The 26,777-nt window shown below is 75.5% G+C and carries 24 protein-coding genes; 8 read left to right on the top strand and 16 right to left on the bottom strand.

Annotated elements, in window-relative coordinates; translation table 11 throughout:
* A partial coding sequence (locus tag SCA03_RS19155; RefSeq protein WP_230988809.1) for a condensation domain-containing protein occupies window positions 1–1,515 on the bottom strand: 1,515 nt, incomplete at its 3' end.
* Between the two features lie 1,131 nt (window positions 1,516–2,646).
* Between SCA03_RS19155 and egtA the strand changes: the two genes are divergently transcribed.
* The 6 genes from egtA to SCA03_RS19125 all read left to right on the top strand — a co-directional run bounded on the left by egtA (window position 2,647) and on the right by SCA03_RS19125 (window position 8,740).
* Window positions 2,647–3,993, top strand: coding sequence for an ergothioneine biosynthesis glutamate--cysteine ligase EgtA (gene egtA / locus SCA03_RS19150; protein ID WP_086814580.1), 1,347 nt, complete (start codon window positions 2,647–2,649; stop codon window positions 3,991–3,993).
* Entirely contained in the window at window positions 3,990–5,369 is a 1,380-nt protein-coding gene (gene egtB / locus SCA03_RS19145; RefSeq protein WP_086814581.1) for an ergothioneine biosynthesis protein EgtB, read from the top strand. Before egtA ends, egtB begins: the two co-directional genes overlap by 4 nt.
* Entirely contained in the window at window positions 5,369–6,244 is an 876-nt protein-coding gene (gene egtC, locus SCA03_RS19140; RefSeq protein WP_086814582.1) for an ergothioneine biosynthesis protein EgtC, read from the top strand. The genes egtB and egtC overlap by 1 nt, the downstream gene beginning before the upstream one ends.
* Entirely contained in the window at window positions 6,241–7,224 is a 984-nt protein-coding gene (gene egtD, locus SCA03_RS19135; protein WP_086814583.1) for an L-histidine N(alpha)-methyltransferase, read from the top strand. The genes egtC and egtD overlap by 4 nt, the downstream gene beginning before the upstream one ends.
* 214 nt (window positions 7,225–7,438) lie before the next feature.
* Complete coding sequence (locus SCA03_RS19130; protein ID WP_230988808.1) at window positions 7,439–8,035, top strand: RNA polymerase sigma factor; 597 nt, start codon at window positions 7,439–7,441, stop codon at window positions 8,033–8,035.
* Between the two features lie 156 nt (window positions 8,036–8,191).
* Window positions 8,192–8,740 (top strand): MarR family winged helix-turn-helix transcriptional regulator, encoded by a 549-nt coding sequence (locus SCA03_RS19125; RefSeq protein ID WP_030891333.1) that lies wholly within the window; start codon window positions 8,192–8,194, stop codon window positions 8,738–8,740.
* A gap of 143 nt (window positions 8,741–8,883) precedes the next feature.
* On the opposite strand, the gene SCA03_RS19120 is transcribed toward SCA03_RS19125, so the two are convergent.
* The 11 genes from SCA03_RS19120 to SCA03_RS19070 form a co-directional block, all read right to left on the bottom strand.
* A complete protein-coding gene (locus SCA03_RS19120; RefSeq protein ID WP_086814585.1) occupies window positions 8,884–9,906 on the bottom strand; it encodes a Rieske 2Fe-2S domain-containing protein in 1,023 nt (340 codons plus the stop codon).
* Between the two features lie 102 nt (window positions 9,907–10,008).
* On the bottom strand, window positions 10,009–10,239 hold the full coding sequence (locus tag SCA03_RS19115) for a recombinase-like helix-turn-helix domain-containing protein (RefSeq protein ID WP_030891328.1): 231 nt from the start codon (window positions 10,237–10,239) through the stop codon (window positions 10,009–10,011).
* Between the two features lie 110 nt (window positions 10,240–10,349).
* Window positions 10,350–11,297 carry a PDR/VanB family oxidoreductase gene (locus SCA03_RS19110; protein WP_030891324.1) on the bottom strand — a complete coding sequence of 316 codons (948 nt, stop codon included), beginning with the start codon at window positions 11,295–11,297 and terminating at the stop codon, window positions 10,350–10,352.
* 14 nt (window positions 11,298–11,311) lie between these two features.
* Complete coding sequence (locus tag SCA03_RS19105) at window positions 11,312–12,937, bottom strand: thiamine pyrophosphate-binding protein (protein ID WP_030893572.1); 1,626 nt, start codon at window positions 12,935–12,937, stop codon at window positions 11,312–11,314.
* 10 nt (window positions 12,938–12,947) lie between these two features.
* Complete coding sequence (locus tag SCA03_RS19100; protein WP_030891317.1) at window positions 12,948–13,736, bottom strand: SDR family oxidoreductase; 789 nt, start codon at window positions 13,734–13,736, stop codon at window positions 12,948–12,950.
* Window positions 13,737–14,147: 411 nt separating this feature from the next.
* Complete coding sequence (locus SCA03_RS19095; RefSeq protein ID WP_030891314.1) at window positions 14,148–14,894, bottom strand: SDR family oxidoreductase; 747 nt, start codon at window positions 14,892–14,894, stop codon at window positions 14,148–14,150.
* Window positions 14,887–15,408 carry a cupin domain-containing protein gene (locus tag SCA03_RS19090; RefSeq protein ID WP_030893570.1) on the bottom strand — a complete coding sequence of 174 codons (522 nt, stop codon included), beginning with the start codon at window positions 15,406–15,408 and terminating at the stop codon, window positions 14,887–14,889. Before SCA03_RS19090 ends, SCA03_RS19095 begins: the two co-directional genes overlap by 8 nt.
* A gap of 5 nt (window positions 15,409–15,413) precedes the next feature.
* On the bottom strand, window positions 15,414–16,238 hold the full coding sequence (locus SCA03_RS19085) for an alpha/beta fold hydrolase (RefSeq protein WP_086817446.1): 825 nt from the start codon (window positions 16,236–16,238) through the stop codon (window positions 15,414–15,416).
* Between the two features lie 62 nt (window positions 16,239–16,300).
* Window positions 16,301–17,101 (bottom strand): aspartate dehydrogenase domain-containing protein, encoded by an 801-nt coding sequence (locus tag SCA03_RS19080; protein ID WP_086817441.1) that lies wholly within the window; start codon window positions 17,099–17,101, stop codon window positions 16,301–16,303.
* On the bottom strand, window positions 17,098–18,105 hold the full coding sequence (locus tag SCA03_RS19075) for a VOC family protein (RefSeq protein WP_086817443.1): 1,008 nt from the start codon (window positions 18,103–18,105) through the stop codon (window positions 17,098–17,100). Before SCA03_RS19075 ends, SCA03_RS19080 begins: the two co-directional genes overlap by 4 nt.
* The gene (locus SCA03_RS19070) at window positions 18,102–19,619 is read right to left on the bottom strand and encodes an aldehyde dehydrogenase (protein WP_030893568.1); all 1,518 of its coding nucleotides are present in this window, start codon (window positions 19,617–19,619) and stop codon (window positions 18,102–18,104) included. The genes SCA03_RS19075 and SCA03_RS19070 overlap by 4 nt, the downstream gene beginning before the upstream one ends.
* A 391-nt stretch (window positions 19,620–20,010) precedes the next feature.
* On the opposite strand from SCA03_RS19070, the gene SCA03_RS19065 reads away from it, so the two are divergent.
* Complete coding sequence (locus tag SCA03_RS19065) at window positions 20,011–21,420, top strand: MFS transporter (RefSeq protein ID WP_030891300.1); 1,410 nt, start codon at window positions 20,011–20,013, stop codon at window positions 21,418–21,420.
* 87 nt (window positions 21,421–21,507) lie between these two features.
* On the opposite strand, the gene SCA03_RS19060 is transcribed toward SCA03_RS19065, so the two are convergent.
* The 4 genes from SCA03_RS19060 to SCA03_RS19045 all read right to left on the bottom strand — a co-directional run bounded on the left by SCA03_RS19060 (window position 21,508) and on the right by SCA03_RS19045 (window position 25,349).
* Entirely contained in the window at window positions 21,508–22,725 is a 1,218-nt protein-coding gene (locus SCA03_RS19060) for a GDSL-type esterase/lipase family protein (protein ID WP_030891297.1), read from the bottom strand.
* 412 nt (window positions 22,726–23,137) lie between these two features.
* Window positions 23,138–23,707 (bottom strand): TetR/AcrR family transcriptional regulator, encoded by a 570-nt coding sequence (locus tag SCA03_RS19055; RefSeq protein ID WP_030891293.1) that lies wholly within the window; start codon window positions 23,705–23,707, stop codon window positions 23,138–23,140.
* Window positions 23,708–23,926: 219 nt separating this feature from the next.
* Entirely contained in the window at window positions 23,927–24,298 is a 372-nt protein-coding gene (locus SCA03_RS19050) for a hypothetical protein (RefSeq protein WP_086815887.1), read from the bottom strand.
* A gap of 694 nt (window positions 24,299–24,992) precedes the next feature.
* Window positions 24,993–25,349, bottom strand: a complete 357-nt coding sequence (locus SCA03_RS19045; protein ID WP_030891601.1) for a hypothetical protein — start codon at window positions 25,347–25,349, stop codon at window positions 24,993–24,995.
* A 638-nt stretch (window positions 25,350–25,987) separates the two neighbouring features.
* Here SCA03_RS19045 and SCA03_RS19040 point away from each other — a divergent pair.
* The gene (locus SCA03_RS19040) at window positions 25,988–26,770 is read left to right on the top strand and encodes an SAM-dependent methyltransferase (RefSeq protein WP_086818179.1); all 783 of its coding nucleotides are present in this window, start codon (window positions 25,988–25,990) and stop codon (window positions 26,768–26,770) included.
* Window positions 26,771–26,777 lie beyond the last annotated feature (7 nt).

The following is a 26,777-nucleotide window of genomic DNA, read 5'->3' as shown; positions in this document are numbered from 1 at the left end:
ACGCCCCACCAACACACCCGCCAACCGGTCCGACAACACATCCAGTTCGCGATAACTCAGCGTCCGACCACCACACGACACCGCCGGTGCATCCGGACCCGAACGCACCCGCGCACGGAACAACTCCGGGAGGGTCGCGTGGGGCTCCTCGGGGGGTTCGCCGGTGGGGCGGCCGAGGGCGGCCTCCCGCTCGGCGGCGTCCAGCAGGGAGACGGTGTCCACGCGGCGGTCGGGGTCCTCGATCGCGGCTTCCAGGACGCGCAGCAGCCGCCCGTGGTGCCCGGTGAGGTCCGTCTCGGCGCAGTACGCGGGGTCCGCCTCCGCTCCCAGCGCCGGGTCGGAGCCGTCCCGCCGGTCCCAGACCATGAAGGAGACGCCGATGCCCATGGAGTTGTGGCACGGGTGGAAGGTGCACGGGCTGTCGCCGAACCGCAGGGCGCGGTGGAAGGACAAGATATTGATGTTCGGGCTGAACAACGGCCCCTGCTCACCGGCGAGTCCGAGGTCGCGGAGGATCTCCTCGCCGTGGTAGCCCTGGTGCTGCCGAAGCTCCCTCAGTTCGGTGTCGGCCTGCGCGGCGAGCTGGGCGAAGGTCGCCCCGGGCGGCACGGACAGCCGCAGGGGCAGGACGTTGGAGACGGAGCCCGGCAGGTGCCGTGTCTCCTCGCTGTCGCGGCCGGTGACGGGCAGGCCGAGCACGATGTCGGACTCTCCGGTCAGCCGGTGCAGATAGCCGGCCGTCGCGGCGACGACCAGCCGGGACCAGCGCACCCCCGCGCGTTCCGCCGCAGCCCGCAGCCGCGCCGCGTCGGCCAGGGGCGCCTCCGGTGTGCGCAGCACCGTTCCGTCGCCGGTGCGGCCGGTCGGGGCGGTCAGCGGACGCGGGGGCCGCCAGCCGGCGAGGCGGTCCGTCCAGAACTCCCGGTCGACGGCGCGCTGTCCGGACTCCTCGTACGCACGCTCCCGCCGGATCACGTCGGACAGGGAGCCGAACGGGCTGCGGGCGCAGGGGCGTTGCTCGGTGAGCGCGGCGTAGTGCTCGGCGACGCGGGTGGCGACGAGCGCGAAGCCGGTCGCGTCCATCACCAGGTGGTGGTAGCTGTAGGCCCAGATGTGCCGGTCGGGGGACAGCGTGAGCAGCGCATGGTCGAAGAGCCGGTCGCACGCCGGGTCCAGGGGCTGTGCCATGCGTGCGGTGACCCAGTCGCGCGCGGCGGACCAGGGGTCCCGCCGGCTGCTCAGATCGACCCGTGTCAGCTCCCAGGCGCGTTCGGTGTCCGGCCGGAAGATCTGCACGGGCCCGTCGTCGCCGGCCGCGAAGCGCACATGCAGACCGTCGATCTCCTCGACGGTCCGGTGGAGAGCGGTGTCGAACGCGGTCTCGTCCACCGGTCCGGTGATCTCCACGAATTCACCGACGCGGAAGGCGACATTCGCCGAGGCCGAGTTCTGGGTCGCGAACCAGATTCCCCGCTGGGCGGCGGTGAGCGGCAGGCTTTCAGGGCGACGAGACAAGAAGGCTCCTGGAGGAGAGGAGAAGACAAAGGCGGCCGGGCGTATACGCGCCGGCTGCGGCGCATTCCGTGTCGTGCCGCGACCGGTGTCGCGACGGCGGGCGGAACGTCCGGGGCGGCCGACGGGGCCGACAGGGCCGACGCACGGTGCCGCCGGGCGGCGGGGACCGACGGCCGGGCGTGCGGCGCCGGGCCTGCCGGTCGCGTCCGGCACGCTGTGCACCGGGCGGGAGGTGGGGGGCTGTTCAGGCGGGGCGGGAGCCCGTGGGAGGTTCCGCGGGGGCTCTGCCGTCCCGGGGCGGTGTGCCGGTCCGGGGCGGTGTTCCGGTCCGGCAGGGTGGGTGACCGTACCGCGCCGGCCCGGGCCGTGTGCCGCCGGGCAGCGCGCTGTCACAGCATGCGTCCGGAATTCCGGGGACGTCGGATGGCACGCGTACGTCCCTTCTCGATCCGTGGGAGGAGCGGTGTGCCGAGGGGGGTCGCGGAGGGTGCGGAATTCCCTCGGAACCGGGCCTCGTGTACCAGCGATGCGTTTCCATATCCGTTCCGGAAGAAGTGCTTCGTGTGCTGCCGGAACAGGCCGTGGGCAGCTTCCCGCAGACCCTCATAGTAACGGAGTGCTGTCACTCGATTGCACGCTGTGAGGGTTACACGAAAGGGCGGCCCCCGCCTCAACTGCGCACCCCATAAGGGACATTCAGCGGCATAAGACCTCCGGGATCGCCGTCGGGCCGGGCAGCGGGCCGCTCCCGCCCGGGCTCAGCGGGCCCCGGGGTCCTCGCATGATCACCCCGGCGGGTGAGGACGCCCGCTCCCGCCCTCCCCGGCCCGGACCGGCCTCCCCGGGGCCCGCGTCCGGCCACTCCCGGCCCCGGAGCCCGGCGGCCGGGCGCCCGTCGGGATCCGGCCAACGCGGCGGCCGGGCGTGTTCACCCGGCCCACCAGCGTCAACCCCCGTACACCGGGCGGCGGTCGGCACCCCGGCGGGGCTCCGGCCTGAGCGTTCGCCCGGCCGCCGCGGAACGCGGAACGGCCGGTTTCGGCCGCCCGGAAGGGAATCCGGCGGGCAGCCGGGCGGGTTACCGGTGCGGCTCACGAGTGAACGCGGACGTGGCACGAGTGAGGAGGCGCGATGGACTCGCCTGCGGTGCGGGCGGAGCGCACCCGGGGCCCGGACCCGGCGCACCGTCCCGTACGGGAGGAGGACGCCGCGACGCATGTGCGCGGCGTGTGCTTCAAGACCGGGCCTCCGCTGCGTACGGGCGTGGAGCTGGAGTGGCTGGTGCGGGACCGCCGGAAGCGGGAGGCGGTGGTGCCGCCCGGCCGGCTGGCGGAGGCGCTGGCTCCACTGCGTGGCCCGGGCGGCCTGCCGCACGGCGGCGTGCTGACCTCGGAGCCCGGCGGACAGCTCGAACTCAGCTGCCCGCCCGCCTCCTCCCCCGCCGGCTGCGTCGCCGCGGCGGCCGGTGACCTCACGGCGCTGCGCCGGGTCCTGGCACCCGCCGGGCTCGTGCTGGACGGCGCCGGACTCGACCCGTGGCGCGAACCGCCGCGGGTGCTCGACCACCCCCGGTACCGGGCGATGGAGACGTACTTCGACCGGTACGGCCCGTGGGGCCGGGTGATGATGCGGGCCACCGCCGCCGTGCAGGTGTGTGTGGACGCCGGCGACGAGAGCGACGGCGTGACGGGCTTCCGCTTCCGCTGGCGGCTGGCGCACCGGCTCGGCCCCGTCCTCGTCGCCGCCTTCGCCAACTCCCCGGTGCACCGCGGACGTCCGACCGGCTGGGCCTCCACCCGGCAGGCCGTCTGGGCCCGCCTCGACCCGCAGCGCACCCGGCAGCCGCCCGGCGGCTGGCGCTCGCCCCGGCGGGACTGGGCCCGCTACGCCCTCGACGCACAGGTCATGTGCGTACGCCCCCGCGCCTCCGGCCCCTGGCGGGTACCGCCCGGGCTGGCGCTGCGCGCCTGGCTCGGCGGCGGGCCGGCGGCGGGACGGGCCCCGACGCTCACGGACGTGGACTACCACCTGACGACCCTGTTCCCCCCGGTGCGCCCGCGCGGCCACCTGGAGCTGCGGATGGTGGACGCGCAGCCGGGCGACGGCTGGATCGTCCCCGTGCTGGTCGTCTCCGCGCTGCTCGACGACCCCGTCGCCGCCGCCCTCGCGCACGAGGCCACCCGGCCGCTGACCGACGACCGGGGCGTGCCGCCGTGGGAGGTGTGGCTGCGCGCGGCGCGCACCGGTCCGCGCGGGCCGGGCCTGGGCACGGCGGTCCGCGCCTGTCTGCGGGCCGCGCTGGACGCGCTGGCCCGGCAGCGGGTCCCGGCACCGCTGGTCGACGCGGTGGCCGGCTTCCTCGACCGCTATCCCCTGCGTGGCCGCTGCCCCGCCGACGACCAGCTGGACGCGCTGCGCGACGGCGGTCCGCACCGGCCGGTGCTCCCACTCCACCTACCGGAAGGAAACCCCCTGTGACGGGTACGCACTCCACCGCCTCCGGCAGCACCGGGTACGAGGCGCCGGACGCCGGGTGTGCGGCGGCGGCGCTGGAGGAGGCGCGGCGGCGGACGACGGCGCTGACCGACCGGCTCGACACCGGCGAACTCACCGCACAGCACTCGCCGTTGATGTCCCCGCTGGTGTGGGACATGGCCCACATCGCCGGCCAGGAGGACATCTGGCTGCTGCGCGAGGCGGGCGGGCTGCCCGCGCTGCGCGGTGACCTCGACACGCTGTACGACGCGTTCCGGCATCCGCGCGCCGACCGGCCGGCCCTGCCGCTCCTCGGCCCGGACGAGGCCCGCCGCTACCTCGCCGAGGTGCGCGCCTCGGCCCTGCGGGTGCTGGAGGCGCCGCCCGCCGCGCGGGGGCGGCGCGCCCGGCTGCTGGACGGCCACTTCGTGTTCGGCATGATCGCCCAGCACGAGCAGCAGCACGACGAGACGATGCTCGCCACCCACCAGCTGCGCCGCGGCCCGGCGGTCCTCGACGACAAGACGCCGCCGGACACCGGCGCGTGCCGCGCCCGGCTGCCGGCCGACGTCCTCGTCCCGGCGGGGCCGTTCACCCAGGGCACCTCGTCCGACCCCTGGGCGCTGGACAACGAACGGCCCGCACACACCGTCGAGTTGCCGGCCTTCCGGCTGGACACGACCCCCGTCAGCAACGCCGCTTACCAGGAGTTCATCGAGGACGGCGGGTACGAGCGCCCCGAGTGGTGGCACCCGGAGGGCTGGCGGCACCGGGTCCGGCAGGGCCTCACCGCACCGCTGTTCTGGTTCCGGGAGGGCCGCACCTGGCTGCGGCGCCGGTTCGGCCGCACCGAGGAGGTGCCGGGGGACGAACCCGTGCTGCACGTGTGCTGGTACGAGGCGGACGCGTACGCCCGCTGGGCCGGGCGGCGGCTGCCGACCGAGGCCGAGTGGGAGAAGGCCGCCCGCCACGACCCCGCCACCGGCCGGTCGCTGCGCCACCCGTGGGGCGACCGGGACGCGGGGACCGTCCACGCCAACCTCGGCCAGCGGCAGCTGCGTCCCGCACCCGTCGGCTCCTACCCGGAGGGTGCCGCGCCGTGCGGGGCACGCCAGCTGCTGGGCGACGTGTGGGAGTGGACGTCCTCGCCGTTCACCGGCTACCCGGGCTTCGAGGCGTTCCCGTACCGCGAGTACAGCGAGGTGTTCTTCGGCGACCGGTACCGGGTGCTGCGCGGCGGCTCGTTCGGCACCGCGCAGGTGGCCTGCCGCGGGACGTTCCGCAACTGGGATCTGCCCGTGCGGCGGCAGATCTTCGCCGGATTCCGCACCGCGCGGGACGCCGACCCCGCCGGACCTGCCGCGCCGGAGGCCGTCTGATGTGCCGTCATATGGCCTATCTGGGGCCGCCGGTGGCGGTGTCGCGGCTGCTGCTCGATCCGCCGTACGGCCTTCACCGGCAGTCCTGGGCGCCGCGCGCACAGCGGCACGGCACCGTCAACGCCGACGGCTTCGGACTCGGCTGGTACCCGCCGGCCACCGGCGCCCCCGGGGCCACCGGGGCCCCCGGGGCCATCGAGGCCCGGGACACCCGCCCGGCCCGCTACCGCAGGGCGGTCCCCCTGTGGGCGGACCCGAACCTGCCGGACCTCGCCCGGTGCCTGTACACCGGCGCGCTGCTCGCCGCCGTCCGCGACGCCACCCCCGGTACCGGGCAGGACGAGGCCGCCTGCGCCCCGCTGCGCGCCGGGCATCTGCTGTTCAGCCACAACGGGGCCGTGGCCGACTGGCCCGGCCTCCCGGACGACCTCCGCACGCCGCTCGGCGCACGGGAGCTGCTGGAGATGGAGGCGCGCTCCGACTCCGCGCTCCTGTGGGCGCTGCTCGTGCGACGGCTGTCCGCCGGGGAGTCCGCCGGCGCCGCCCTCGCGTCGGTCGTCCGCGCGACCGCCGCCGTACGGCCCGGCGCACGGCTGAACCTGCTGCTCACCGACGGCCGCACGATCGCCGCCGTGCGCTGGGGCGACTCCCTCGGCTACCGGCTCGTCCCCGGCCCGGACGGTGACGGCGGTGCGGGCACGCGCGGTGGTCGGGTGCTCGTCGCGTCCGAGCCGCCGGACGACGACGGCGACTGGCAGGACGTGCCTGACGGATCGCTGCTGCTGGCCACCCACACGGACGTCACGATCACCCCGCTGACGCCCGGCACCACCGAACCCGCCATCCGTCCCACGGAGAGGACGCCCACCCCATGACGGGCCGCTTCACCCTCACCCACCGGCTGCCCGACGGCCACTTCGCCACCACCCTGCGTGCCGATGTGCTGGCCGGGCTCACCGCGACGCCGAAGACCCTGCCGCCCAAGTGGTTCTACGACGCGCGGGGCGATGGGCTGTTCGAGGCCATCACCGCCCTGCCGGAGTACTACCTCACCCGCGCCGAGCACGGCATCCTCGCCCGGCACGCCGCCGACATCGTCCGGCTCACCGGCGCCCGCACCCTCGTCGAGCTGGGCTCCGGCGCCTCACGCAAGACCCGGCTGCTGCTCGACGCGTTCCGGGCGGCGGACCGCGGTGCGCCCGAGCGGTACGTCCCCGTCGATGTCTCCGCCTCCGCGCTGCGGGACGCCGGTGAGCGGCTGTGCCGCGCCTACCCGGGGCTGCGCGTCTCGGGAACCGTCACCGACTTCGAGACCGACCCGGCGCTGCCCGCCGATGCGCCGGGCCCCCGCCTGGTGGCGTTCCTCGGCTCGACCCTCGGCAATCTGGGCCCGCCGCAGCGTGCCGCCTTCCACGCCGCGCTGCGTGCCGAACTCGCCCCGGGCGACGCCCTGTTGCTGGGCGCCGACCTCGTCAAACCCGTCGGTGAGCTGCTGCCGGCCTACGACGACGGCGAGGGCGTCACCGCCGAGTTCAACCGCAATGTGCTGCACGTCCTCAACCGCGAGCTGGACGCCGACTTCGACCCGGGCTCCTTCGACCACCGCGCGGTGTGGGACGCCGAGCACGAACGCGTCGAGATGCGGCTGCGCTCCCGCACCGCGCAGACCGTCAAGTTCCCCCCGCTCGATCTCACCGTGGACTTCGCGGCCGGCGAGGAGCTGCGCACCGAGACCTCGGCGAAGTTCCGCCGCGCCGGGCTCACCGCCGAGCTGCGCCGGGCCGGGTTCGCCGTGCGGCAGTGGTGGACCGACCGGGAGCAGCGGTTCGCCGTCGCGCTGGCCGTGCCGGACTGATCCTGCGGCCCCCTCCGGGCGGCGGGACGGGCCCGGCCACCGCCCGCCGTCCCCAGGCCGGGCCCGGCGGGCCCGGAGGCGGTGTACGGCGGGCGCGGGCCCGCGGCGCGCCGCCGTCGCACGCGGGGGCGTCCGCGCGGGGCGCGCCCGGCCGGCGGCGCGTGCGGCGCAACACCAGGAGCGGAGCAACGTTTTCCGGTGCGTGGAGGACCGCGTGGAGGACACAGTGGTGCGGCCGCCGGCCGCGCGGGACACGCAGGGCGGCCGGGACGCGGCGTTCGCGCGGTACGTGCTGCCGGAGGTGGACGTGCTGCTGCGGGTGGCCATGACCCTGACCGCGCAGCCCGCCGACGCCCAGGACCTGGCCCAGGACACACTGCTGCGCGCGTACAAGGCGATCGACCGGTTCGACGGCCGGCATCCACGCGCCTGGCTGCTGACGATCATGCGCAGGGCGGAGCGCAACCGGCACCGGCGCCGCCGTCCGCACCTGCTGGACGACCCCGACGCCGATCTCGACCGGCTCGCCTCGGCCGGGCGGATCGACTCGCCGGGCAGCGTCGCCTCCCCCGAGGACCTCGTGGTGGGCGGAAGCTTCGACCACGCCGTGGACGCCGCGCTGGACGAACTGCCCGAGAAACACCGGCAGGTGGTGCGCCTCGTCGACATCGGCGGGCTCAGCTACGCGGAGGCCGCCCGGCTCCTCGACGTGCCGGAGGGCACCGTCATGAGCCGGCTGCACCGTGCCCGGCGGCGTATCCGCACCCGGCTGGCCGCCGCCGGCCTGGAACCCGGCACGGGCGCGCTCTGACGCCGCCGCCCCTCCCCCGGTCCCCTGTTCCGGCGCCTGCCCGGCCGCCCGGCGATAGCTCATGGCTAAAGTTTCCGCGGATCCCGGAACGCGCGTCGTTCCGGTTCCGGGATCCGGCAGCCGGTGGAACGCGGCAGGACCGACCAAGGGGAGCAGATGGGGCAGCGCAGGTCGACGAGGGGGCCCGACGCGGTGGCGCGCATAGTCGAGGACTGGGCGCGCGAGCGGCCCGAGCTGGAGACCAGCCCGCTGGAGGTGCTGGCCCGGCTGCACCGCGCCTACCTCCACTACCAGTCGCGGCTCACCGCACAGATCGAGCGGCACGGGCTGTCCCTCGCGGGCTTCGACGTGCTGACCGCGCTGCGCCGGGCCGGGGAGCCCTACCGGCTCACCGCCGGGCAGCTCGCGGCCAGCGGGCTGGTCTCCTCGGCCGGGATCACGCTGCGGCTCGACCGGCTGGAGAAGGAGGGCCTGCTGGTGCGGGAGCGGGACTCGGAGGACCGCAGGGTCGTCTACTCCCGGCTGACCGAGCGGGGACTGGCCACCGTGGACGAGGTGTTCGCGGAACACCTGGAGAACGAACGCCGGATGCTCACCGGCCTCAGCCCGGCACAGCAGCGCCAACTCGCCCGGCTGCTCTCACATTTGGAGCGCTCCATCGTCGAGTCGGACGAACTGCCGGAGGACGACGACGCACCGGAGTGAACCGGGCACCGGCCCGCCGCGCGGGCCCGCCCCGTGCAACGCCGCCGCACGGGCCCGGCTCCGCGCACGGCGCCACAGCGCCCGGCCCCGCACCCGGCACCTGCCGGACGCGGGGCCGCGGCCGAAGGCGGGTGCGCCGCTCCTCAGCCGGCGCTCCCGGCCGCCGACTGCTGCTCGGCCAGGCCCCGGTAGAGCCGCCTGAGCCGGACGACACCCAGGTCGTGCTGGTAGAGGTTCTCCCGCTGGTCGGCGTCGGCGGGCATGGCCTCCAGCATGACGCGGTCCTGCTCCAGCACCTCCCAGTGGCGCTCCTCGATGAGGGTGCGGTACAGGAAGTGCCAGGTGTCGCGCTGCCAGCCGGAGACCTTGCGGTAGCGCCAGAAGAAGACGCCCGTGCGCCCGGCGTCGACGGGGCAGACCATCCCGACGATGCCGAAGGGCCCGCCCGGCCCCGCGGAGGGCGGATAGGGAATGGACAGGTCCACCCAGTCGACGCCGGTGCGGCACAGCTCGACCCAGTCGAAGTTGACGCCGCGCTGGTCGGTCTTCTCGAAGAAGTAGCCCCGCTCGGTCTCCCTGATGCGGAACTTGGCGGTGGTGTCCCCGTCGTACATCGTGTGCGAGTCGCGGTGCAGGAAGGCGCCGTGCATCGGGTCGAGCAGATTCTCCATGGCGTAGCGCCAGGGCACGTTCCACTCGGCGTAGCACAGCAGCGCGGAGATCTCCGGGTCGGTGAGCGGCTCCGGCAGGGTCAGCTCGCCGGGCTCGGGGTGTTCCTCGTCGCCGAACCAGGCCAGCACGGCGCCGCCGGCCTCCCGCACGGGCAGCGAGGTGACGAGGGTCTTGCCCTCCAGATTGCAGCCGGGCAGGCCGGGCACGGAGGTGACCGTGCCACCGCCGTCGACCTCGACGCCGTGGTACCAGCAGGCGATCCGGTCGCCCAGGTGTTTGCCGAGGGACAGGGGCGCGCCCCGGTGCGGGCAGCGGTCGGCGAGCATCGAGAGCGTGCCGTCCGCCCGGCGGAACAGCAGCCACTGCTCGCCGAGCGCGGTGACCCGGCGCAGGGCACCGGGCTCGACGAACCGGGAGGGCACCACCGGATGCCACTGGTTGCGCAGGCCGTTGGCGTGGATGTGCTCGGCTGAGTCCTTGGTGGAGAGAGTCATGTGCGGCTTCCTCGGTCGGGGGTCTCGGGGTTCCGGTTCCCGGTTTTCTCGGCGTGCCCGGGCTGCGCGGCGTGCTCGGGCCGCCCGGGCCGCCCGGCGTGTTCAGGCACCGAGGCGGTGCATCTCGGCGCGGAAGGACTCCTCGGTCCAGGGCCGGCCGTCGGGGGTGCGGACCTGCCGGGCGTTGAGCCCGGCGACGACGTCGTCGAGGGTGTGGCCGTCCTCGGTGAAAATCTCCTCCAGGGTGCGGGCGAGCTTCAGCTCGTAGGGGGTGGGCGCGTGGCGGCGGGTCTGGTGCGGGTCCAGGTAGGGCGGGGTTCCGGTGGGCTGCATGGCGTTCTCCGTACGGTCGCGTCGCGGTGAAGTGCGCGTGTTCCAGGGCTTGTTGGGGAGGCGGCGGGGTGCGGCGGTCGCCGGTCCGGCGGTGGTCGCGTGCGCCGGTGTCACAGATCGAGGACGAGGCGGTCGGAGGCGCAGCGCGAGACGCAGATCATCATCGTGTCGCCGGCGGCCTGTTCGGCCTCGCTGAGCAGGCAGTCGCGGTGGTCGGGTGTGCCGGCCAGGACGCGGGTCTCGCAGGTGCCGCAGATCCCGTCCCGGCAGGAGGAGGGGACGGCCAGCCCGGCGCGTTCGGCGGCCTCCAGGACGGAGGTGCCGGCGTCCACCGTGAGGGTGATGCCGGAGGAGCGGCACTCCACCTCGAAGGAGGTGCCGGTGTCCGGCCGGCCGGCGGGCGGGGCGGCGAACCGCTCGGTGCGCAACTGCCCGGCGGGGCAGAGCTGTTCGACGGCGTCGAGGAGCGGCGCGGGCCCGCAGCAGTAGACGAGGGCGTCGGGCGGCAGGCCGTGCAGGGCGGCGCCGAGGTCGGGGTGGCCCTGTTCGTCCTGCGGGACGCGCGTCACCTCGCCGCCGGTGAGCGCGGCCAGCTCGGCGCCGAAGGCCATCGAGGCGCGGCTGCGTCCGCCGTGCACCAGCCGGTAGGGGATGCCGTCCCGCGCGGCCCGGTGGGCCATGGGCAGCAGGGGCGTGATGCCGATGCCGCCGGCGAGGAAGACATACGAGGCGGCGGGCTCCAGCTCGAACCGGTTGCGCGGCCCGGCCGCCCGGACGCGCCGGCCGGGCCGCAGCCGGGTGTGGATGTGCCGGGACCCGCCGCGCGAGGCGGGCTCGTCGAGGACGCCCAGCCGGTAGCTGCCGGTGTCGGCCGGGTCGCCGCACAGGCTGTACTGGCGGATGTGGCCGCCGGTGTGCAGGTCGATGTGGGCGCCGGGCGTCCAGGCGGGCAGCGGTTTGCCCTGCGGGTGGACGAGTTCGACGGCCAGCACGCCGTCCGCCTCCCAGGTCATCCGGTGCACCAGCAGGTCGAGTTCGTGCTCCGCGGTGTCGGTCATGGCGCGTTCCCCCTTTACGCGGCGGGGATCGTGACGGGCGGGGTGAAGGGGTTCTTCATGGGGCCGAGCGCGGCCAGGTCGATCTCCACGAGGCAGGGGCCGTCCAGGGCGAGCGCGTCGGCCAGCACGGCCTCGGCCTCGGCGGCGTCGGCGATACGGGAGTGCGGCAGCCCGCAGGCGGCGGCCAGCGCGGCGAAGTCGGGGCCGCCCAGGTCGACTCCGCTGCGGCGGGTGCGGTGTGCGTCCTGCATGTTGCGCAGCACGCCGTAGCCGCCGTCGTCGAAGACGAGCAGGGTCAGCCGGGGCCGCTCCTGGGCGAGGGTGAGCAGCTCGCCGAGGTGGACGGCGAGGCCGCCGTCGCCCGCGATGACGACGGTGGGGCGGCCGGGGCGGGCGAGCGCGGCGCCGATGCCCATGCCGAGGCCCTGGCCTATGCCGCCGCCGCGCGGGAAGACGTTGGCGCGCGGGTCGTGAACGGGCAGCAGCCGGTTGCCCCAGGACGAGGAGGGGATGGTGACGTCGCGGGCGACGACGGCGTCCCGGGGCAGGAGCGCGGCGAGCGCGTCGCAGATCGCCGCCTGCGGGCCGATGGACTCGTGCAGCGCGGCGCGCACCTCGGCACGGACGGCGGTGACGCGCTCGCCCCAGCCCGGTTCGGCCGGTGCGGCGGCGCCGGCCAGTTCGGGCAGTACGGCCGCGGCGTCGCCGTGCAGGGTGTGCCGGGCCGGGTAGGCGCGGCCGAGCGCCGCCTCGTCGACGTCCACCTGGATGTGCGCCGAGGGCAGGCCCAGGGTGTAGTCGGCGGTCTCGTTGGAGCGGAAGTGGGTGCCCACGCTGACCAGGACATCGGCGTCGGCGAGCAGAGCGCGGGCGGCCGGGGCGGTGGCGAAGTTGCCGACGACGCGCGGGTGGTCCTCGGGGACGGCGCCGCGGCCCGCGTTGGAGGTGAGCAGGCCGCCGCCGGTGGCGGTCAGCAGCGTGCCCAGCTCGGCACGGGCGCCGGCCGCGCCGCCCCCGGCCCAGATCAGCGGGCGGCGCGCACCGGCCAACAGGCGGCGCGCGGCGTCGAGTTGACCGGGGTCGGGCACGGGCAGCGGTGTACGGGACGGCTGTTCGCCCCGGTCGGTCTGGGCCGCGTACTGGAGATCGACGGGCCACTCCAGGCTGGCGGGGCCGCCGGGCGCGGTCAGCGCGGCGGCGGTGGCGGCGCGCAGCAGCCGTCCGGCGTCCCGTGCGGTGGGGACGGTCGCGGCGTACCGGGAGACGGCGGTGAGCATGCCGAGCTGGTCCGGCGTCTCGTGGATGAAGCCGCGCCCGCGCCCCAGATGGGCGGTCTCGATCTGGCCGGTGACGTGCAGGACGGCCGCGCCGGCCGCCAGCGCCTCGATGAGCGACCCGGCGGCGTTGCCGGCGCCCGTCCCGGTGGAGGTCAGGGCGCAGCCGATGCCGCCGCGGGCCCGCCCGTGCGCGTCGGCCGCGTTGACGGCGGTGGCCTCGTGCCGGACGGGCACGAACCGCAGATGCCGGTCGACGGCCTCGACGAGCGGCAGATTGTGGACGGACACGATGCCGAAGACGGTGTCGACGCCGATGTCCTTCAGATGCGCGACGAGGAGTTCGCCTCCGTCGGCGTACTGCATTTCGGGCTCCTCACAGGATGCCGCGGCCGACTCCGCCGCAGACGTCGATGCTGGTTCCGGTGATGTAGGAAGCGCGCGGCGAGAGCAGCGCGACGACGGCGTACGCCACTTCCTCGGCCCGGCCGAGGCGGCCCAGCGCGATACCGCGGTCGGCGGCGAGTTCGCGCTGCCACTCCTGGTAGCTCAGCGCCGTGCCGGCGGCGGCGTGCCGCCGGGTCCACTGGCCGGTGTCGATCAGGCCCAAGCACACGGAGTTGACGCGGATCCGCTCGGGCGCCAGCTCGGTGGCGAGGGCGGCGGAGAGGTTGAGGACACCGGCGCGGGCGGCGCCCGTCGCGATCAGCCGGGGCTCGGGCTGCTTGGCGAGGACGGCGTTGATGTTGACGACGGCGGGCGCCGGCGCCGCGCGCAGATGCTCCCGCGCGGCGGCGAGCGGGTTGAGGACACCGGCGAACTTCAGCTCCAGCTCGTCGCGCCAGTCGTCCGCCGTCGTCTCGTCCAGGCGCTGCATCCGGGAGCGTCCGGCGTTGTTGACCAGCCCGTCCAGCCGGCCGAAGTGTGCGGCGGCCCGCTCGGTGAACGCGCACATCTGGCCGGCGTCGCGGACGTCGCACACGCCGGTGAACAGCCGGCCGGGCGCGGCGTCGAGACGCTGGGCGGCGGCGTCGAGCCGCTCGGCGTCCCGGCCGCAGGTGGCGACGCCCGCGCCCTCGTCGAGCAGGGCACGGACGGTGGCCAGCCCGACACCGGAGCTGCCCCCGGTGACCAGGAACGCGTGGTCGGCGAGGCCGAGATCCATGGCGGTTGCCTCCAAGTACGGGCCCCGCGCGGGGCGTTGGACGAGTGGGGGTCGGGGTGTGGCCCGGCGGGCGGTGTGCACCTGCTCCCAGAGGCGGGTGTGTGCGTGCGGGCGTCGGTGTGCGGCGGCACCGGAGGTGACGGTGCCGAAGCGGCAGTGCCTGGGCGGCGGCGCCGGGGTGGCGGTGCCGAAGCGGTGATGCCGGAGTGGCCATGGCACCGGGTCGTGGTGCCGGGTGTCGTGGTGTCGCGCCGTGTGGTGCAGGGGTTGTTGGGGGCGAACGGCCGGGGGCGGCCCGTGCGGTGGTGCGGCGGTGCCCGGGGGCGGGGCGGCGTCCGGTCGGGGCGGTACGGGGGTGTCCCGGCCGGTCCGGGTCGGCCGGACCACCGCGCGGGCCGGCTCCCGCGAGGGTCAGTGCATGGTGAAGCCGCCGTTGACGGCGATCACCTGGCCGGTGAGGTAGCGGGACTCCTCGCCGAGCAGGAAGGCGACCAGGCCGGTGAGGTCGTCGGGCCGCTGCGGGCGGGCGATGGCGCGCCGCGCCGCGTACAGGGCGTGGCGTTCGGCGGGCACCGCCTCGGTGGCCTCGACCTCGGTGAGGCCGGGCGCCACCGCGTTGACGGTGATGCCCGACTCGCCCAGCTCCCGCGCCATCGCCCGGGTCAGCGCGAGCACGGCGCCCTTGGAGGCGATGTAGTGGGCCAGCCGGGGCGAGCCGTACAGCGCGGCGTCCGAGGCGATGTTGACGATCCGGCCGGGGCCGGACATCAGCGGCAGCAGGTGTTTCGCCACGAGCCAGGGCCCGCGCGCGTTCACCGCCATCAGCCGGTCCCAGACGGCCACGTCGATGTCCTGGAACTCCTTGCCGCCGACGCCGTCCGCCAGCGCCGCGTTGTTGACCAGCGCGTACAGCGGTGCCCGCGGGGCGAGTTCGGCCGCGAGGGAGGCCACCGAGCCGGGGTCGGCCACGTCCAGGGGCAGATGGACCGCCTGTCCGCCGTCGTCCCGGATGGCGGCGGCGCACCGCTCGCCGCGCCCGGTGTCCAGCTCGGCGACGACGACGTGGTAGCCGTCGGCCGCGGCCCGGCGGGCCATGGCCTCCCCCAGGCCACGGCCGGCGCCGGTCACCACGACGGTGCGCGCCCCGTGGTCAGTCACGGGTGACGCCGTACAGCGGCGAGTACTCGGGGTAGGTCGGCACCTGCGGCTTACGGGTGCCGATGATCACGCAGAAGAGCGCGTCGGTGTCGCCCTCGTTCTTCAGCGAGCGGGTCACCCCGGCCGGGACGACGATCATGTCCCGGTAGCCCAGGGTGCGGTACTCGGCCTCGTCGGGCCCCCGGTGGATGCCGACCCGGACCTCGCCCTCCAGGACGAAGAACGCCTCTTCGACGTCGTGGTGGGTGTGCGCGGGGCCCTCGGCACCGGGCGGCAGCAGCATGTTGGAGAAGGTGAAGCCGCCGGAGGGCAGGATCCGCCGGTCGCCCTCGTGGTCGCCGGTGGCGCCGGAGCCCACGTAGCGGATCTGTGCACGGCGGTACTGCGGCCCGGCCTTCTCCTGGAAGGACAGGGCGCCCCAGTCGGGTTCGCGGGACTCCCGGCCGGCGATCAGGGAGTCGGTGTAGGCGGCCAGGTCACCGCCGTTGTCGTAGGCGGTGGTGGTCAGCGGCATGGGATTCAGCCCTTCGGTTCGGTGGACGGGTCGGCTGCGATGTGCAGATGGGACAGGAGCCAGGCGTCAACGGGGCCGGGCCGCTCCTGGTGGACGAGGTGGCCGGCGTTCCTGACGATCACGTAGGCGGCCCCGGCCAGGCCGCCGGCCAGCACCTGGGAGGCTTCGGGGCCGGTGATCCGGTCCCGGTCGCCGCACAGGACGAGGGCGGGCGCGGTGACGCGGTGCAGTGCGCCGCGCAGATCGGTCGCGGCCATGGACTCGGCGGCGTACCGGTAGCCGGGCAGCCGTACCGCGTCGGCCATGGACCGGGTGACGTGCTCGGCCAGTTCCGGCGGTGCGTCCTCGGCGAGCAGCCGGGGGGCGCGGGCGGCGGCGAAGGCGTCCGGCCCCGAGGCGGCCAGCTCGTCGGCGCGGGCCCGCATCGCCGCCGCCTTGCCGGGTGCGGTGCCGGAGCCCGGGGTGGAGCCGAGGAGCATCAGCGAGGTGACGAGCCGCGGGTGGCGCACCGCGAGCCGCAGCGCGATCACCCCGCCCCAGGAGGCGCCGAGGACGTGGGCGGTGCCGCCCCGGGCGCGGATCACCGCGGCGGCGGCGTCCGCGTAGTCGTCCAGGGTCAGGGGGCCGGGCGGGTCGGCGGAGCTGCCGTAGCCGGGCGCGTCCCAGGCGACGGCCCGGAACTCCCCGCGGAGCGCGTCGAGTTGGTGCGCGAACGCCGCGGAGGACGAGCCGATGCCGTGCAGACACAGCACCAGCGGGCCCCGCTCCCCCGCCTCGCGCAGGTGCAGACCGGGCGGGTCGGCGGCGCGCGTGACGGGCGCGGCAGACACGGCGGGCGGGTCGGCGGCGGGGCCTGCTCCGGGGGTGCGGCCGGCTGCGGCCGGGTGCGCGGTCACAGGATCTGCCCCGTCCTGCCGGTGAGGGCGCCCAGCGAGCGCAGCACGGCGTACGGCACGACGCCGCTGGTGGCCGGGTTGCCCGGGTCGGGCACATGGCGCACCTCGAAGCGGTACGAGCCGTGCGGGCCGTGTGCCTCGACGACGTGCGAGGTCTGCCGGGCCGCCGGGTCGGCGACGACGGTGACCCGCACGGCGCCGGGGTCGCCCACGGCGAGCGCCACCGAGGCGGCGACGTTGGTCGAGCGGGGGAAGCGCTCGGGGACGTCCCGTGCGGTGCCGGTCATCACCTCGACGGGGCCCGTCGCGGTCCACAGCCGGGTGCGCAACTCCTCGCCCATCCAGGGCTGTTCGAGGGTGGCGGGGAGCTTGGTGGTGGTGAGTCGCACCTCGTCCAGCGGGCCCATGGCGCACACGGCCTGGAGGAGGTCGAGCCCGCCGAGGGCGCCGCCGGTGGCGTGGAGACGCCCGGGGCCGGCGTCCAGCAGCCGCTTGGCGAGGTCCTCGTCGGCGAGGGCGCCGGTGGAGGCGATCAGCAGATCGGTGCCGGACTCCAGGACGCGTTCGCCCCACTCGCGTACGAGGCCCTGCCCGGCGGCCTCGACGAGCAGATCGCAGCGCTCCAGGGCCTGTTCGACGGTGCAGCGGGGCGCGGGGACGTCCGCGCCGAGCGGCCGGTTGTCGACGACGCAGACGAGTGCGGCGCCGGGCACCGCCCCGTCGGCGAGGGCTCTGCCGACGACGCGGCCGATGGCGCCCCAGCCGATCAGGCCGGTGCGCAGCGCGGGGGCCGTCATACGGTTGCTCCTTCGCCGTGCGGGGTGCGGGCCTCCGCGGGCGCGTCCACGGGGGCGTCCACGGGCGCGTCCTCGGGCGCGTTCTCGGCGCGCGGGGGCCGCACGGGGCTGCCATCGGGGGTGCCGGCCATGTGTGCGCGGATGTGTGCGGAGGGCGGACCGGCGGTGCCCCACAGATCGGACAGCTCGGGGGTGCGCCGCCAGACGCGGCAGATCCAGGAGTCCTCGACGACCTGGGCCACCTCGGAGGTGTACTCGCACACCAGCCCGGTGGGGTCGGTGAAGTAGGAGAAGGTGTTGTTGCCGGGGCCGTGCCGGCCCGGTCCCCACTGCGGGGTGACGCCGTGGTGGCGGAGCCGGCCGAGGCCGCGCATGAAGTGGTCGACGGAGGTCATCTCGTAGGCGACGTGGTTGAGCGAGACCCAGTCGGCCTGGTTGAACCCGATGCAGTGGTGGTCGCTGTTGCACCGCAGGAAGGCCATCTGGTGCTCGGACCAGTCGGAGACGCGCAGCCCGAGCACATCCGTCCAGAAGGCCACGGCGGCGTCGATGTCGGGGGTGTTGAGCACGGCGTGGGTGACGCCGACGGGCACGGCCGCGTCCCGGCCGCGCGGCGGCACCGCCCAGGTGTCGGCGGAGAGTTCGACGAGCCGGCCCTCGTGGTCGTGGAAGCGCAGCCCGTAGCCGCCGCCGGCCTGGTCGAGGGGGCCGGGCTCGGTGAGCGGGGTGATGCCGCGGCGCTCCAGCCGGCGGGCGGCCTCGTCGATCTCGGCGGGGGTGCCGACGGCGAAGGAGAGCCGGCCCAGACCGGTGCGGTCGGCGCGGGTGAGCTGGAGGGCGTGGTGCTCGGTGCCGGTACCGCGCAGCCAGCTGGCGCTGTGTCCGGCCTCGACGACCTCCAGGCCCCATGCCTCCTCGTAGAAGTCGGCGGCCTCGGCGAAGTCGGGGGTGAGCAGCTCGACCGAGCGCAGTGCGCGCAGCCGGGCGATCGGGGGTGGTGTCACGGGTTCCCTCCGTGGTCGGTCGGCCGTCGGTCGGCCCAGGGCAGCGGCGCCGGATCGGTCCCCCAGTACAGGGACTTCTGCCGCTGGTAGGCGCGGATGAGGTCGCGGCCCTTCTCGGTGCCGAGGCCGCTGTCCTTCATCCCGCCGAACGGGGTGGAGACGGAGAACTGCTTGTAGGTGTTGATCCAGACCGTCCCGGCCTCGATACGGCGGGCGAGGCGCCAGGCGGCCCCCGCGTCGCGGGTCCAGATGCCGCAGGCGAGGCCGTGGTCGGTGCCGTTGGCCTGGCGCACCAGTTCGTCCTCGTCGTCGTACGGCAGGGCCACCAGGACGGGCCCGAAGATCTCCTCGCGGCACACCCGCGCGGTGTGCGGCAGTCCGTCGACGACGGTCGGCAGATAGTAGGCGCCGGCCGCGTACCGCTCGCCGTCCGGCGCCCGGCCCCCGCACAGCACACGCCCGCCCTCCGCGCGCGCCAGCCGGACCCAGCCGTCGACGGTCTCCCGGTGCCGGTGGTGGACGAGCGGCGCGACCTGGGTGGCCGGGTCGGTGCCGGGGCCGACGCGCAACGCGCGGGCGCGCTCGACGAGTTCGCCGACGAAGGCGTCGTACCGGGAGCGGTGCACGAACAGCCGGGAGCCGGCGACGCAGGACTGGCCGGTGGAGGAGAAGATGCCGAACAGCACACCGGCCAGGGCCTGTTCGGTGTCGGCGTCCTCGCGGACGATCGTCGGGGACTTGCCGCCGAGTTCGAGCCCGGCCGGTACGAGCTTGTCGGCGGCGACGCGGGCGATGGCCCGGCCGGTGCGGGTGCCGCCGGTGAATCCGATGCGCCGTACCAGCGGGTGGCGCACGAGCGCGTCCCCGACGACGGAGCCGGGCCCCGGCAGCACGGAGAACAGCGCGGTGGGCAACCCGGCCTCGTCGAGCGCGCGGTGGACGAGCCGGCCGAGCGCGAGGGAGACCAACGGGGTCCATTCGGCGGGCTTGAGCAGGACCGCGTTGCCGCCGGCGAGGGCGGGCGCCGCCTTCTGCGCGTCGGAGGCGATCGGCGAGTTCCACGGGTTGACGGCGCCGACGACACCGACGGGTTCGTGCACGCTCATCGTCAGATACGGCCCGCGTGCGGGGGTGACGGCGTCCTCGGCGGTCTCCAGCGCCGCCGCGGTGTAGCGGAAGGTGCCGGCGGCGCTGAGCGCGAGGGCGTGGGTCTCGGCGAGCGTCTTGCCGGTGTCGGCGGTCTGGAGCGCGGAGAGTGCGTCGGCGTTCTCCTCGATCAGTGCGGCGATCCGGTGCAGCAGCCGGGCCCGGCGGTGCGGCAGGAGGTCGCGCCAGGCCGGGTCGCGGGCGGCCCGGTCGGCGGCGTGTGCGGCCTCGTCGACCTGTTCGGGCGAGGCGGCGTGGAGGGTGGCGAGCACGGTGCCGTCGGCCGGGTCGACCGTTTCGACGGGCGCGCCGGCGCCGCGCCGGGCCCGGCCCGCGCCGAGGATCTCGTCGGGAGGAACGCGCAGCATGACAGGGCCTCCGGGAGGAAGGGGCACGGGAGTTCACCGGCGGCCGGGTCGGTGACCGGCCGTCGTCGGCAAGCACCAAGAAGCTAAGGGCTTAAATAATTCACCCGCAAGCCCCGGGCGGCGGTCAATTCGCGTGAGGTCACGGCAGGACCCTTGACGGGCCCCTGTGTGCGGCCGGTAGAACTTAGGCCCTGAGAGGTTCAGCCCTTGTACATGTGCGGCCCGGGCCGGCCGTGCACCGCCCGACGACACCCGCCTCGGCACCCGCACCAGCACCCCCCGCCTGCCGGCCCCGGGCTCAGCCCGCTCCCCCTCCCCTGCCCCGACGCCGCCCGAAACCCCGGCAGTTCAGCCGCGCCCGCGCGACCGTGCCGGGACCGGAGGAACCGCCATGACGCTCGACGCCTCCCCTGCCACCGAGGGCGGCGACCGCCGCCGGACGGACGCCGCCGCCATCGGCGCCCGCGTGGAACGCCTTCCGCTGTGCCGCTGGCACGTCACCGTCCGCCTCGTGATCGGCGTGGTGACCTTCTTCGAAGCCTTCGACCAGCTGCTCATCGCCTACGCACTGCCCCAACTGCGCACCGAGTGGCAGCTGGGCACCGGGCACGCCACCGCCCTGATGACCGTCGGCTCCGTCGGGATGCTGCTCGGCGCCGTCCTCTCCGGCCGCCTCGCAGACCGCTTCGGCCGGGTCCGGGTCATCGCCGTCTGCATCGCCGTCTCCAGTCTGTGCAACCTGCTGCTCACGGCGAGCGGTTCGCCCGGGCCGTTCATGGCGGTCCGGTTCGTGCAGGGCCTCGCGATCGGCGGCGAGGTACCGGTCGCCGCCACCTTCATCGCCGAGATCACCAGGACCCGGCACCGGGGCCGCTTCGTCCTGCTGTACGAACTCGTTTTCCCCGCGGGGCTCACCGCGGGCGCGCTGCTCGCCTCCTGGCTGGTGCCGCTGCTCGGCTGGCGGTGGATGTTCGGCCTCTCCGCGCTGCCCGGCGTGCTCTGCTTCGTCGTCGCCCGGTACGTCCCCGAGTCGCCGCGCTGGCTGGCCGACCAGGGGCGGCACCGGGAGGCCCTGGCCACCATGGACGCCATCGAGGAGCGGGTGCGGCGGATCACCGGCGCCCCGCTGCCCGAGCCGGAGCCCGTACCCGAGGAGACCGCCCCGCCGGCCGGAACCCGTGGCGGCGGCGGGCTGCGCGAACTGCTCTCCGGGCGCTACCGCAAGCGCACGCTGGTGATCGGAGTCCTCTGGTTCACCGGCTACTTCGTCAACTACGGCATCACGTCCTGGCTGCCGACGATCTACAGCACCCGGTTCGGACTGAGCCTCTCCGAGGCACTGCTCCACTCGACGCTGACCTCCTGCGCCGGGCTGCTGGGCTGCCTCGTCGTGGCGCTCACCGTCGACCGGGTGGGACGGCGGCGCACGGTCGTGCGGTGCCTCGGCGCCGCGGCCGGCTGTCTGCTGCTGCTCGGCGTCCTCGGCGCCGGCTCGGCCGGGGCGGTGCTGCTGTGGACCTCGCTGGCCGCCGTGTTCTTCTTCGGCTCCAACATCTGCCTGTACCTCTACACGCCCGAGCTGTTCCCCACCCGGATGCGGGCGCTCGGCTCCAGCGTGGGAGGTGCGCTCAACCGGCTCGGGGTGATCCTCGGCCCGATCGTCGTCGGCGCCGTGTACGCGGGCGGCACCCTCGGCGCGGTCTTCCTGACGCTCGCCGGCACGGCGCTCGCCGGATCGCTCACCGCCGCCGCGGGCGCCGAGGAGACCAGCGGCCGCAAACTGGAGTCCATCGCCCCCTGAGCACGGCCCCGGCACATGGGCCGGGGCCCGGCGCTCCCCCGGCCGCGGCGCCCGTTCCGGCCCCGGCGCCGGTCCCGGCCCCGGTGCTCAGTCGGCGCGCTCGCCGAAGGCGCCACCGGGGGTGAAGACCGCCGCGGCGAACCGCTCGCCCATGCGCCGGTGGGTGGCCGTGTCCGGGTGCAGCGCGTCCGGCAGCGGCAGTTCGGCGTTGTCCGCCTCGCCGTACAGCTCACGGCCGTCGAGGAGGTGGAGGTTCGGGTCGTCGGCCAGCCGCTGTTCCACCACCCGGGCCAGCTCCTCCCGGATGACGTTCAACGTCAGCTTGCCCGCGGCCCGTTCGGCCGGATCGCCGGCGGCGGCGAAGCTCAGCCGCCCCTCCTCGACACCGCTGAAGTCCGGCACGCTCGGCCCCGGGGTGTCCTCGTGGATGGGACACAGGATGGGCGAGACGACCAGCAGCGGGGCGGTGGGATGCCCCTCACGGATCGTGTCGAGGAACCCGTGGACGGCCGGGCCGAAGGCCCGCAGCCGCATCAGGTCGGCGTTCACCACATTGATGCCGATCTTGACGCTGATCAGGTCGGCCGGGGTGTCCCGCATCGTCCGGGCGAGGAACGGGTCGAGCAGTGCGCTGCCGCCCAGGCCCAGATTGACCAGGTCCACCCCGCCACGGGCCGCGGCGAGCGCGGGCCAGGTGACGGACGGGCTCTCCGCGTTGGAACCGTGACTGATCGAACTGCCGTGGTGCAGCCAGACCTTGCGGCCCCGGTCCGGCAGGGGTTCGACGGGCGCGTCGGTGCGCAGCGCGAGCAGCTCGGTGGCCTCGTCGTGCGGCAGCCAGATCTCCACGTCCCGCGGACTCCCGCCGCCGTCGCCCCCGCTCCCGCTCCCGCCCGCGTCGGGCAGTCCGGTGAAGCGGACGGTGCCGGGCGGGCCCGGCCGGTGCTCGAAGGTGCCGGCCGTCATGTCGATCACCAGCGTGTTGCCGCCGGACACACTGCCCTGGCCGGCCGGCCGCCCGTCGACGAACAGGTCGTAGCGGCCGTCCGGGCGCGGCGGTGCGCCCACGTACTCGCGCTTGGTGGGCCGGGTGTCCAGCTCGATCGCGGTGGCCCGGGTACGGAACGCGAGCCGTACGCCGGACGGCTGGCCCGCGGCCATGTTCATCTGCCCGTCGGCGAACCTGCGGGCCCGGGCGGGCAGCCGGTACGGCATCACACCGTCCTCCGTCGGCGCCAACTCCAGGGCGCCGTGGACCAGTTCGGGCGTGACGGGTGTGGTGATCCAGGGTTTCTCGGTGTGCATGGTCTCCACCTGTCGCTGCATGTTCTCGGGTGTGCGGGGAGTGTTCTCGGGTGTGCGGGGTCTCGGGTGTGCAGGGGTCTCGGGTGTGCGGGGCCGCCGCGCCCGGGCATGCGGGCGCGGTGCCGGGCGGGCGCCGCGGGGGCGGATGCGCACCGTGTCCGTCGCCCGTCCCCGTCGCCCGTCGCCCGTCGCCGCCACGTCCGCCGTGCAGGGGGACGGACGGGCCCGTGCCGGGCGTCCACCGCGGTGCCGGCAGACGTCGCGGGGGGGGCGGCGATGCCGTGCGCGCGGCGGACGTGGTGCCGTCAGTCGTCGTGGGCGCCGTGCGCGCCGCGGGTGGGGCCGGGCAACGGGGGTGCGGCGGGCGCTGGGCGCGGTGCGGTGAGGCGTTGCGGGCGTGGCGTGGTGCCGGTCAGGCCGTCGGCCAGTTGCGCAGCAGCGCGTCGAGGGCGTCCAGGGTCCGCTCCCAGGACTCCTGCGAGTCCGGGGCGCTGTGGCTGAACCCGCCCGCAGCCTCCAGGCTCACGTAACCGTGGAAAACACTGCCCAGCAGCCGGACCGCGTGGGTGCTCTCCGGCTCCTGGAGGTCGTAGCCGCGCAGGACGGCCCGCGTCATACGGGCGTGCCGGGGGCCGGCACTGGCCGCGGCCGTCTCCGGGTCGAGCGGGAACCGGGCCGCCGTGTAGCGGCCGGGGTGCTCCCGCGCGTAGTCGCGGTAGACGTCGGCCAGAGCGGTCAGCGCCCCCTTGCCCGCCCGGCCGGCCAGGGCCTCGGCGGACCGGTCGGCCATCTCCTCCAGGGCGAGCAGGGCGATACGTGTCTTCAGGTCGTGCGAGCTGCGTACGTGCGAGTACAGGCTCGCGGCCTTGACGTCGAACCGGCGGGCGAGCGCCGAGACGGTGACCTGCTCGAAGCCGACCTCGTCCGCCAGCTCGGCACCCGCCTGGGTCAGCCGTTCCGGGGTGAGTCCCGCACGCACCATGTCCGTCCTCCTGTTCGACATCGTCGAGTGTGCACTACCTAAGGCCTTTAGGCAAATGTGCGAGCAGATAAGGCTGCGGACGGGAGCGCATAGCTTGCGGGCTGGAGCGCGTACCGCCCCGGGTGAGGTCCACCGGCGTCCCCCGCGCGGGTTCCGCGACGCGGCACCCGGGGCGACCCGGCGTCCGGGCCCGGGGCCACCCGGCGTCCGAGCCCGGGGCTACTCGGCGTCCGGGCCCGTGCACAGGGCGGCGAGGGACACCGCGCCCCACGCCAGCGAGATGGCGACGGCGCCCGCCCGGGCCCGGCGCGGCAGGGTCGCACCCAGCAGCGCCGCGTCACCGAAGTCGGCGGCCATCCGCACCCAGGCGGCGGTGCGCAGCGCGGGGCCGCGCGGCGCCAGCACGAGCGCCAGCCCGGAGGCGGCGTCCCGCAGGCCCACCGGACGCAGCGACACGGCGGTGTGCCCCGGCACCCGCCCGCCCTCGTCCACCAGCCCGGAAGGCCGGGCCAGCAGCCCGGGCCGGGCGGCCACGGCCAGCCCGTAGACGGCGGTCGTCGCACCGACGGCCCTCAGCACTCCAGTACGCATATGGTCCTCCGCGATCGGTCGGGACGGCGGGGACGGCAGGGACGCGCCCCCGCCCGGAGGGCCAGTGGACCAGACCGGACGACGGGACCCGGCGGCGCGGGGCCGGGCGGCGGGGCGGGGCACCCGGCGTCCGGGCGCGACACACGGCGCGCGGCGTCGGGGAGGTGGCGCCGGGGCCCGGAGCGCCGGGCGAACGGGGCGGAACCCGGCGCCGGGGCCGCCGGGGGAGGCCGAACTCGGCGCGGAGTGGCGGGGCTTGGCGTGGGCCGGGAGGCGGGCGGACCTCGGTGCCACCGCGCGGGCCGGGGCAGGGCCAGGAGGCGGACCTCTCGGCGTCGCCGTGCGGGCCGGGGCAGGGCCGGGAGGCGGACCTCGCAGTCACCGCGCAGGCCGGGGCAGGGCCAGGAGGCGAACCTCTCGGCGTCGCCGTGCGGGCCGGGGCAGGGCGGGCGCGGGTGCGGCCCGCCCGGCGTCGGCACGCGGGCTCGGGTCGGGCGGGGTGGGCTCCGTGCCCGGAGGCGGAACGCGGCGCACGCGGGCGTGACCCGGCGTCGGGGAACGAGTCGGGGGACGAGGCGCTCGCACGGGGCGGCGCACGGGAACGGACCACCGCCGGCAGGGCGGTGGTCCGGTGGGTCACCCGGGCGGGGCGCGGTCGAGCGCACCCAGCCCGGGTGAGTCATCAGCCGACGGCTCAGATCCGGCGGCACTGCTCCCCGCGCACCCAGTTGGGCGTGTTGGCGTACCCGGAGGGACGGTTGTGCCGGGCCACACAGAGCCACCTGAGGTGATGCGAACCGCGCTTCTGGATCGTGAACGAGCCGCGGATGGTGCCGTGGCGGGGCGCATTGAAGGCACGGCACCTGCTGCTGCCCACCACGCCGCTGTGGTGCCGCTCGACGCGGTCGCAGACATAGCCACGGTGCCGCTCGGCCGAGGCCGAACCGCTCTGCGCGACCGCCGAGGCCGGCAGCACGCCCACCAGTGCGGTGGCCATCACGGCCAGCACCGTCAACGCCCGGGTGCGGGTGGTCGTTTCCTTCGTCCTCATGTTGCAGTCCTTTCGTCGGCCGCCGGCGGCGGACCCGTGGACGGGGCGGCACCGGAGGGCACCGTCGTCGCGAGCGGGGGTCCGGGCCGGGGCAGCGTTGGTGACTCGTCGGCGACGCGCCATCCCCGCTACCTGAGGCAGGGCGCCCGTCCGCCGGGTTCAGAGCAGCAGCCGCACACGCTCCGGGACAGAGCCGCAGCGGACATGTCACTCCTGGGGGACGCTCACACCACCCCGGGGACGGAATCGGGAGCGCACGGCACCGGCAGGCGGCCGGGGAGCGCAACAGCGCACGATCGGCCGGACGGCCGTGGCACGGCGCACGGACCGCCCCGCGCCCTCCGTCCCCCACCGGCACGACGCCCGCCGGACCCACCGCGCGCGCCGACTGCCGTGCACCGTCCGCCGTATGTCACCTGCCGTACGGCATCCGTCGTATGGCGTCCGCCCGTACGGCAGCTGCCGGGTGTTCGGGGGCGGTACGACCGCTGTCGCCGGGCCGTGCCGCCGGGACACACTGGCCACCGCGCAGGCCCGGAGCGGGCCGGGCGACGAGAGCCTGAGCGGCGGGAGACCCGCGGTGCGGGGAACCGTATGCCGGGAATCGCAGCGGCAGAGGGAAGAGGGAGCGGGTGCGGATGGCCGACGGGGACACCACGGTGGCGCACTCCGCCCGGATGTACGACTACGTCCTGGGCGGCACGGACAACTACCCGCCGGACCGGGAAGCCGCCGAGGAAGCGCTCCGGGTGTGGCCGGGGCTGTGGACGAGCATGCGGGTCAACCGGGCGGTGATGCGGCGCATGGCGCACTGGCTCGCGGCCGAGGCCGGAATGCGCCAGTTTCTCGACCTCGGCTCCGGCATCCCGACCTCGCCGAACCTGCACGAGGTGGTGCGGCGCACCGCACCCGGGGCACGCGTGGTCTACGTCGACAACGACCCGGTGGTGCTCGCCCACTCCCGCGCGCTGCTGCCCGACTCACCACCGGGCGGCACGGCCTGCGTCGAGGCGGACCTGCGGGACCCCGCTGCGCTGTTCGCGGCGCCCGGGCTGCGCGACACGCTCGACCTGAGCCGGCCGGTGGGCGTGACCGCGATCGCGGTGCTCCAGTTCGTCGAGGACGCGGCCGGGCTGCTCGCACAACTCGTGGAGCCTCTCGCCCCCGGCAGCTTCCTCGCGCTGACGACCGCCACGGCCGAACTCGCCCGGGGATCGGCGGCGTTGGCCGAGGTGTACGCCCGGCGCGGGGTGCCGATGCATCTGCGCTCCCGTACCGAGGTGGCGGCGCTGTTGCCCGCGCGGTGCGAACTGGTCGAGCCCGGCATCGTCCCCATGCAGCACTGGCGGCCCGAGGACGGGGCCGAGCCCGTCGGCACCGAGGAGAGCAACATGTTCGCGGGCGTCGCCCGGCTGCGGTGACGGCACC

Source organism: Streptomyces cacaoi, from assembly GCF_006539165.1.
Classification (GTDB): domain Bacteria; phylum Actinomycetota; class Actinomycetes; order Streptomycetales; family Streptomycetaceae; genus Streptomyces; species Streptomyces cacaoi.
The sequence above is the reverse complement of the archived record's forward strand: the minus strand, read 5'-3'. Positions and strand labels throughout refer to the sequence as shown.